This is a genomic window from Pseudoalteromonas sp. 31A1, from assembly GCF_011378815.1.
In the GTDB taxonomy this organism is placed as follows: Bacteria; Pseudomonadota; Gammaproteobacteria; order Enterobacterales; family Alteromonadaceae; genus Pseudoalteromonas; species Pseudoalteromonas arctica.
In genome coordinates this window covers 1-8,988 of the sequence record NZ_WTKY01000041.1, presented here as the reverse complement: position 1 = coordinate 8,988, position 8,988 = coordinate 1, and the positions used below count along the sequence as shown (strand labels likewise).

6 protein-coding genes and 2 pseudogenes are annotated in these 8,988 nt (G+C 36.4%); 6 read left to right on the top strand and 2 right to left on the bottom strand.

Annotation, left to right across the window (positions count from 1 at the left end; translation table 11 throughout):
- The 4 genes and pseudogenes from GQR52_RS19865 to GQR52_RS19850 all read left to right on the top strand — a co-directional run.
- A pseudogene (locus tag GQR52_RS19865) lies at positions 1 to 491 on the top strand (hypothetical protein); the annotation flags it as partial.
- A complete protein-coding gene (locus tag GQR52_RS20430; RefSeq protein WP_206017570.1) occupies positions 491 to 730 on the top strand; it encodes a hypothetical protein in 240 nt (79 codons plus the stop codon). The pseudogene GQR52_RS19865 and the gene GQR52_RS20430, both read left to right, overlap by 1 nt.
- A gap of 283 nt (positions 731 to 1,013) precedes the next feature.
- Entirely contained in the window at positions 1,014 to 2,084 is a 1,071-nt protein-coding gene (locus tag GQR52_RS19855) for a hypothetical protein (protein ID WP_165729559.1), read from the top strand.
- A 344-nt stretch (positions 2,085 to 2,428) separates the two neighbouring features.
- Entirely contained in the window at positions 2,429 to 2,872 is a 444-nt protein-coding gene (locus GQR52_RS19850) for a hypothetical protein (RefSeq protein WP_165729558.1), read from the top strand.
- Between the two features lie 73 nt (positions 2,873 to 2,945).
- Here GQR52_RS19850 and GQR52_RS19845 read toward each other — a convergent pair whose 3' ends face one another.
- Together GQR52_RS19845 and GQR52_RS19840 are read right to left on the bottom strand one after the other, a co-directional pair.
- Positions 2,946 to 4,301: a tetratricopeptide repeat protein gene (locus tag GQR52_RS19845; protein WP_165729557.1), complete on the bottom strand. Its 1,356-nt coding sequence runs from the start codon at positions 4,299 to 4,301 to the stop codon at positions 2,946 to 2,948.
- Positions 4,298 to 6,982, bottom strand: a complete 2,685-nt coding sequence (locus tag GQR52_RS19840) for a hypothetical protein (RefSeq protein WP_165729556.1) — start codon at positions 6,980 to 6,982, stop codon at positions 4,298 to 4,300. The genes GQR52_RS19845 and GQR52_RS19840 overlap by 4 nt, the downstream gene beginning before the upstream one ends.
- 242 nt (positions 6,983 to 7,224) lie before the next feature.
- Between GQR52_RS19840 and GQR52_RS19835 the strand changes: the two genes are divergently transcribed.
- Together GQR52_RS19835 and GQR52_RS19830 are read left to right on the top strand one after the other, a co-directional pair.
- Positions 7,225 to 8,466: an ankyrin repeat domain-containing protein gene (locus GQR52_RS19835; RefSeq protein ID WP_165729555.1), complete on the top strand. Its 1,242-nt coding sequence runs from the start codon at positions 7,225 to 7,227 to the stop codon at positions 8,464 to 8,466.
- Between the two features lie 187 nt (positions 8,467 to 8,653).
- Positions 8,654 to 8,988, top strand: a pseudogene (locus tag GQR52_RS19830) (hypothetical protein); the annotation flags it as partial.

The following is an 8,988-nucleotide window of genomic DNA, read 5'->3' as shown; positions in this document are numbered from 1 at the left end:
ACTCAGAGGAGTTGTTTTTACTCCCGGGCAATAAAGAATTTTTAGCCATAAAGCACGATGGCTTTTGGATACATAAGTTTAATGGTGAAATAGTACGCAAAGTTAATTTTGGTTTTCCACGTCAATGGGAGATGAAAAACCATCGTATTTCACCGGATGGTAAGTACTTAGCGTTTATGACCCATGGCAGAGAAAATTTTCATTTTCATTGGGTGAATATCGCTAATCCTGAAATAGAGCATTCAGAGAAAGGTATGGGCAGTAATGTAATTTTTTCACTTGATAAAGATGTTACCTTCAAATTTGGTTATAACGATTTCAAAGAGCCAACTAGTCGAGATGAAATACCTGACATATACAGCATTATTACTAAAACGAACATTTTAACAGGCGAACAAAAAATCACACGCGTAAAGGAAATGGGTATTTGGGGTCTTGATACATTAGTTCCAATAGCAATTACAAACGTAGCAGTACAAGGACGACAATAATGCATGATATGAGCAAAGGAAGTGCCAGCCCAATCGTGTATTTATTAACTGGATATGTTGAAAACAACAAACCCGTGAGTAAATTAACGCCAGTAGCAAACCGATTTGTGGTTGCTGAACAGCCTAAATTAGCCACGTATGATACAAATAAACCTATTGTGTTAAAAACAAATAGTGCTGGTATTTTATCGACGATAAACAGTGAATCACTAGAGACGCGCCAGCCCTTTCATGCCTAAACGGCTAATAATCAACGACCTATTATTATTCCGCCAATGGAGTCCATTGGCCTCATTGCCAATAATAACCCTAGTGGATGGGCTCAAGAGTTTGTTGATAATTTAAAAAATTACAGTAGCTCAAATACACCGTTTACTTATCAGTAATTTAACACTCTCGATTGAAGTGGCAGAAATAGTAGAAGAGTAAGTACGAGTACTTTATTTTAATAACACAAGTTTTAATGAGTGCGCTTATTTGTATTACCTAGTAAATAAGTTCATGTAGTAAAGGATAATTTTAATGACGTTTTTAAAAAATCACAGCATGCTTTGCGCCCTCAGCGTTTGTGTTAGCTTATTGCTGAGCGGTTGCTCAGAGCCCTCATCGCAAAGTTCACCACAAGTAGAGGTTGATGTTGCTAAATACCCATGGGCAAAAGAGCATAAAAACCATCCAGAGTGGCCACTAGAAATACGCGAAGAGGTGTATGGCGATGCAGATACATTTTCAACCCCGCGGCTAATGTTCTGGAATAAATATAAAGGCAGTGAAGTGCGCACGCTGTGGTCATCACGGTTAGATGGCTCAGACAGGCGCCGTATTATTCCAGAAAAGGTATTTCAAAAGCTTGAATCTATTAGTATACATGCACCAGCACGCTCACCAGGTAACCGTTATATTGCTATTTCGGGCTATATAAATGACCGAGCAACTCGCCAGTTATACGACACCAAAGATAAAAAACTCATTACCATGTCAGGTGGTGGTGGTTACCCATGGTTTAACTGGACCGAAGACAGTGAAAACGTCATTTTTTACTCAGATGGCAAACACTTTAATTACCATGTACCAACAGGGGAGCTAACCCCTCGACCTCAAATTCACCACAGCGGCGCTGCTTTTTTACTTCCGGGTGATAAAGAGTTTTTAGCCATAAAGCACGATGGCTTTTGGATACATAAGTTTAATGGTGAAGTGGTTCGCAAAGTTAATTTTGGTTTTCCGAAAGCGTGGGAAATGAAAAACCACCGTATTTCATCCGATGGTAAGTATTTGGCGTTTATGACGTATGGGCGTAAAGATTTTCATTTTCATTGGGTGAATATTGCTAACCCTGAAATAGAACATTCAGATAAAGGCGATGGCAACGGTGCTATTTTTTCTCCAAAAGAGGACTATCAATTGGAATTTATAGCAAAATTCTCAAAAGAACCTAGTAAAAATGGTTTCTATCCTTCAAAGCGTATAGTAAGAACAAAAAATATAGTGACCGGTGAGCAAGCTGAGGCGCTGGTAAAAGAAAATGGTATTTGGGGTCTTGATACTTTAGGTCCAATAGCTGTTACAAATTTAGTAGCAGAAGGAAAATAAAATGCATGAAATGAGCAAAGGATCTGCAAGCCCATTGGTTTATTTACTAATAGATTGTAAGAATGCGGTTATGTGAATCGTTTTTTGGTGCAAGGTTTAAAATAGTATCATAGCAAAGCAATAACAAAACAGCATGGAGGGGAGTGTTTTTTACAGTTATTGTTGAATTCGATTTTACTGTTATAAAAGACTTAAATATGCTAACTGAGATACAACAAAGATTTGCTATGATTCTCAAGATAAATCTTACCCTGAATCGCATCTGTTTGTCGGAGTATAGTGGCTAGTTGTTGATCTACCGCCCGTTGAAATGAAAATATCTTAATTTACCAAGGAGGGACAAAATGCTTCTTTTGAAAAAATACACAACATTCATTATTACCTTAAGTGCACTACTATCACAAAATTCGCTTGAGGCAGCTAGTATTAAAACCCCGAAGCTTGTGCTAATGCAAGTCAACCAATTGAATAAATTAATAATTTCCAGCAGTGATTATCAATACGTTTATAAAGTTAATGCCAGCAATTCTAATTATGGCCAAGCGCAATTGATTTTTAGAAACAAACAACATGATTGGCAGCAAATTCGGTCAATATCTAGTGTTTTCGATGGTAATGCTTATGTAAATATAAAATTTACCGACATACCTAAAAGTGGTGATTTTGATTTATTACAAGATCTTAGAGATGGGGAAGCTCCTACTTACATTTTAAAAGGTGTAGCCTATGAAGATCTTTACAATCCGTATTCGGATGTGCCCGTAATGCCGTCCATAATACTAGAGTAATGTTTTTAATTATCCTATTTAAGCGCTTATTATGAACGTTGACCCATGATAATGGACCAACGTTTTTATTGTGTTAGAAATTACCAGTTCTAAAATTATTAATAGTTACATCATTAATAAGAGTTCGTTGGTATAAGCTACTTTTTGTTCCCTTACTTACAGAGTAATACCCTAAAGTTGGTATATTAACAAATAATAGAACCACTGAGTTATCTTCTAAAACGGGAAGTTTGCTTATATCAATTGAGTGGCTATAAATTCCTAAACGTTCATGGAGTGTATAAAAGTTTTGAGTTGATAAATCCAAATCTGCAATATCTATTTTTATATAATCAATGTTTGGTTCTATATTTAGCTGACTTTGTTTTTTTTCAGTCGCGAGGTTTATATGCTGATAACCGTTATAATATTGCTCGGCCAGCTCTTTATTTTTGCTCACCCCAATGCCATTCGCATACATATTAGCCAAATTAATTCTTGCGGAATTATGCCCTGTATAAGCTGCTTTTTCATACAGTTGGGCTGCAGTTTTTAAATCTTTATCTACCCCTCTCCCTAAGTGATATAAAACGGCTAAATTAAACTGAGATACTTGATCTTCTAAATTAGCAGATTTTTCATACCAGTGAGCGGCTACTTTATTATCGTTATAGTGAGAGTGATATATCCACCCTAAACTGCGATATGCACGAATATCAGCTAACTCGGCTGCTTTTTTATACCAGTAAATCGCTTTAGCGATATCTTTATCTAACAATGAGCCAAATTGGCGCAACCAACCTAAAAAGTAAGCTGCGTCTACAGACCCCGATTCTGCGAGTTTTTTGGCTAAGGCAATCGCGCTAGGGATATTCTTTTCTCTATTTGAATTAATTGTATCTAACTGTAGCTCTACCAGTTTAAATGTAGGTTTTTTGGCTTCGTGGCTAATTAGTTTTTTTAGCCATTTTTCGGCTTCTATATGGTTTTTTTTAACTTCTTGACCTCTACGATAGTATTCCATTGTTTTTTCTTGTGCGCTAATATCGCCGTGTTCAGCTGCATACTTTGTCCACATAAATATATCTTTAGGGTCTTTACTTTGTGCTAGTTTTTGTAGAGAAAATTTAAGAATGGCATTTTCTTCATCTATACCGCCATGTTCAACGGCTTGCTGATACCAAAATAAGGCTCGTTTTTGTTGGTTATCATTTTTATATATATTTGCTAATGCGATTTGGGCCGAAGGGTCATCCGCTATTGCTTTTAGAATAAGCGCTTCTTCTAGTTTCGCCTTTTCAGTTGTCAACTTTGGCTTAGCAAATAAGTCAAGTAATGGTGGTTTGATTTGCTGTGTTTCCATTTTAGGGGGTACTTGAGCTCGAGCTTCATGTTCGCACCCGCCTAAGCTAAAACAAATGACTAATATCGATACTATAATACGTTTCATTTGCTATCCTTTTGTAAATGGCTTTTACTCAAAGCATTAGTGTTGCGCTCTTTTTCTTGTTCTACACGTACACATTTCCCTTGTGGGGTGACCTTAACAAAAGTCATGTCACTTGTTGAATAGGTAATTTTTGTATTAATAGATAACGATAACCTCCCAGTATAAACACAGTTATTAGTGTAGATAGCTTTATCTTCTATATAATCAACATCTTGGTATATAATAGTTCCCTCACTGATTTCTCCATCTTGCCAGTTACCTTTAATAATACGCCTCGTGCTGTTAATACCTATATGTAACTTACCTACTCCATGAGCCACGCCATCTTTCCAGTGCCCTTCAAATACATTCGTTTTTCCGTAGCCATTAGGTTTGCCTTTGATCCACATACCATCATAGATAATGCCACGATGTGAAGTTAGTAATATCCCCTGACCATTGAATAGACCGTGGTCAAAGTGACCAATATAAAAACGTTGATATTTATTTATAAATGACCCTTGTCCATGGGGGATATTGTTTTCAAGCTCCCCAATATAGTCGCCCAACACCTCACCGTAGCCATCGTCTATGATAACTCTAGATTTTGTATAACCATCACGTATATTATGTAATTTATAACCACGAAAGTATTGGCATGGGTATTCCTCTGAATTCTCTTGACAGACTCCTTCGCCATGCTTTGTATCGTTGTCCCAATCGCCATCATAAAAGTCACCATTTGCTAAGGTTAACTTGCCTTTACCCCACCTCAGGTGGGATAGCCATTGGCCACTGTATTGATCACCATTTGCGTAGTTCATTACTCCATATCCATTGTAACGGGAGTATTCAAATTCTCCGTTATAGCTGTCTCCATTTTTATTTTTATATGTGCCTTGACCAAATAGCCAGCCAGCACTGAATAGTCCACTGTAGATATTACCATTTTCATTTAATGTTCCTTGACCATTGTAATAATCGACCCGCCACATTCCTTCGTAGCGAATGTTGCCTTTAGTTTGTGTACCTTTACCATGGCGCTTATCGGCTTTCCATTGTCCTTCATAATGAGTTTCGCCATTGGTTTGTGTGCCTTGACCGTGGCGCAGGCCCAATTGCCATTGCCCTTTATAAACGTCGTTACTATAATTGGTCTTGGTTAGCACGCCTTGACCATGAAATAAATCATTTTTGAAGTTACCTTTATAGATGTTTTTTTTAATGTAAGGTACCCAACTAAAAGTACCCGTACCGTTACGTATGCCGTTGTCGTCTAGCTCTCCCTCATAAGTAACTATTGCATTGTAGTAGTATTCACATGGAGTTGGTTTACGGTAGGTAAGGCAGAGGCCACGGCCATGTTTTTGTCCTTTGTTCCAGCTTCCATCAAAGCCGTTGCCGTCTTTATCAGTAAAACGCCCTTGACCGTGATGAAGGTAAGAAGAAAACTCTCCTTTATAGCGACTACCGTTTGTATAAATAACCTCGCCATTACCCTCAAATACACCCGCTTTCCAATTTCCTTTATAGTGAAGCGGTATCAGAGTATTGTTTTTTTCTTGATATTGCCAAAGGTGAGTGTAACGTTGATACATTTCCCCATAACCTTCTGCTTTTCCATCAACTTTTTCTCCAAAATAATAATTTTCATCGACTTTGCGGTCTCCGTAAATGTACCCTTTTGGTAAGTTTGAGAGTTTAGGTAAAAGGGAGGGCTTTTTTTGATAGTAGGCACTTGCTTTAAGTGGGCTGATTACTTTTAATTTGGTGGCGGAGGTAAAAATGTTTGTTGTTTTTTTTGTCGTTATATTATAAATGGTTAACTGTTTATGCTCTTTGTCAGTACCTATTAGTTGACTACTAGCATGGGTAATATACCACGGTGTAAAAGAGTTATTATCGAAGGTGCTGAGTATTTTTCCGGTTGTTATATTAAAGTAAAAAGACCTTTCTTTAGTATGTAGTAGTCCATGTGTTTGTTCATTATTAAGATATAGTTCATTAAGTTTATCGTACCCATTTAGATATGGTTTGTTAAGTTTATCATACCCTCCTAGATCAATTTTAAAGAGCCTTTTATCGTCCTTGTATTTACTCAAATGAAACTTGTGAAAAGAGAGTGTTGAACCATCTTGTAAATAAACAGTATCACTTTTTTCTTTTTTCTCGGTTATTGTTAGATTGTTCAAGTCAACATATAAGTTTCTAGAGTGCTCACCAAATTTAGACATGTAAACATTGAAGGTATTATCTTTCCAAATTATCAGTTGTGGTCGGCCTCTTACTGCTTCACCGATGATAAGGTGATCTCGAGTTAACAGATCATAAACAATGACTTCTTGGTACATAATTAGCGCTAAATAGCGGTTATTTGGTGAGCGAGAAAGGTATGTTATGTGCCCACCATTACCGCCAGGAGGGGTGCTGAATGAAAGTTCTTTTTCATCAAGCACCTGGCGAAGATCTGTTCCATCTATTTTGATACTCCATATCGTTCTTTTTTCTTGCTGAGGTGCTTGCCACAAAAACTGGATACGTTCTTGATCAAATTGCGCAGCGTCGGTGATATCTTCTTTTAAAACTATTGGTCGGGTTGCTTTGGATTCGTTTTTTTGTGTGTCAGGGGCTATTTTTTCACAACCAAGTAAAGTTACTAAAATGAGGTATGTAATGATCTTAAAAGCAGCACGCTTTTGCATAAATAATCCTTTATAATAATTTCTGTGCCATACATGACATTAAAATATATGCATATTTTAATGCCTAATAATACACTATGAAATTGTGTTAAAGAAGGAATTACTACGACACATAATATATTGATAAACTCTAAATTAAATTTATTTAAAATAGAGTTATTATGAGTTTTCGCTGTATATAATTCATTTAAGCACTCAAGCAATTTACACAATAATTTAATAACAATGTTAAGGAACAACAAATGAAAGTATTATTTTTAAGATTGATATTACCGCTCATTTTGGTGGTTGCAAGCTACTCCTATTATAAAAAAAATAACCCTGAATATTATCAGCGTGTTTTAGATGAAGAGCTTAGAATAGGGGAAGAAAAAATCACTCCTCGATTACAAGAGTTTATAGACGACGAAAAAGTTGTTTTAAGCTGCCCTTCTCTTAAAAAAGCAATTTCTTATAATAATTTTACTTTAGTAAAATATATGGTTGATTCAGGTGTTGATGTTAATTGTAAAAATTATAATTTAGATCTACCAGTATGTATGATGACCCTTGCTAATAAAGAATCTCCAAATTTAAAACTAATTAGCTATTTGAAGAATAAAGGCTGTAATTATTCGTTTGAAAATAATGAAGGAGAAAATGCTTTCCATATTTTATATAACTTACGATCAGCAGAAAATATGGGTTATAGGGTGCTTAGGTTATATATTGCTAAATTGGTAAGGCTTGGGGTTGATATTAATCACCAGAATAATAAAGGTGAAACGCCATTAATGTACTCAGTATTAAAAAGTGCTGATCCAAAGAATGTAACGACCTTTATAAAAAAAGGTGCGAATACCGATTTAAAAACATCGAGCGGAAGTAGTGCGCTTGGGCTTGCTATTAGTAACAGAAAAACCGAAATAGTCACTTTACTTCAAGCTGAAGGCGCCAAAGGGTACATAGATGGTGAATATATAGATGAAGAAATGCTGCAAACCTTAAACCGTAACCGTAATAAAGCGTTATTGGAAAAACGAAAAAAACGACAACTATCTTGGTCTAACAGTGTTTTTCATTGGAAAAGCTACATTAACGCTTACAAGCTCGATTTAACGTGTTCGTTTCGTTTAATGGGTGGGCCAGGGAATGGTGGTGAAGATATTCATACCAATGAGCAGATGAACAGTTCTGTAAGTATGTTTTCACAAACAGATGCATTTGTTTTTGGCGATTGTCCTGATTGGAAATATTATCACTATCGCATAGTGAGTCGTACCGGAAAAACTTACTCTCAAGGTCATAATCTATTTTGGCATGAATCAGAATCACCTATAGGCTCGAAAGAAGCCCTTTATATAGCGCTCCCCTTTGACGATGAATTTGAAGGTACTGTTAAATGGTACGGATCTCATGAGCAAGTAAGTGATCTAGATTTAGAAAAAGCAAAATTAAAGTTAGTAAAACAATATGCCATTTACGTACAAAATCGGCACTTTTAAAAGTAATGAGATAGGTTATTTTTATTAAAAATTGAGAGATTATTTATTTTAGTATTTACTGATAATAAATAATCTCCAATAACCCACAGTTATTACACTAAATGGATACTATTTTTGTAAACGCTCGAGAACATTTAAGTTTCCCGTGTGCCACAAATATAAAGAGTGAAAGGATTACTCAACAACAATGTTTTTTAAAAATCACAGCGTGCTTTGCGCCCTCTGCCTTTGTTTTAGCTTATTGCTAAGCGGTTGCTCAGAGCCCTCATCGCAAAGTTCACCACAAGTAGAGGTTGATGTTGCTAAATACCCATGGGCTAAAGATCACAAAAACCACCCAGAGTGGCCACTAGAAATACGCGAAGAGGTGTACGGCGATGCAGATACATTTTCAACCCCGCGGTTAATGTTCTGGAATAAATACAAATACAGTGAAGTACGCACGCTGTGGTCATCACGGTTAGATGGTTCCGACAGGCGCCGAATTATTCCTGAAGAGGTATTTATACAATTTAGGCCTGT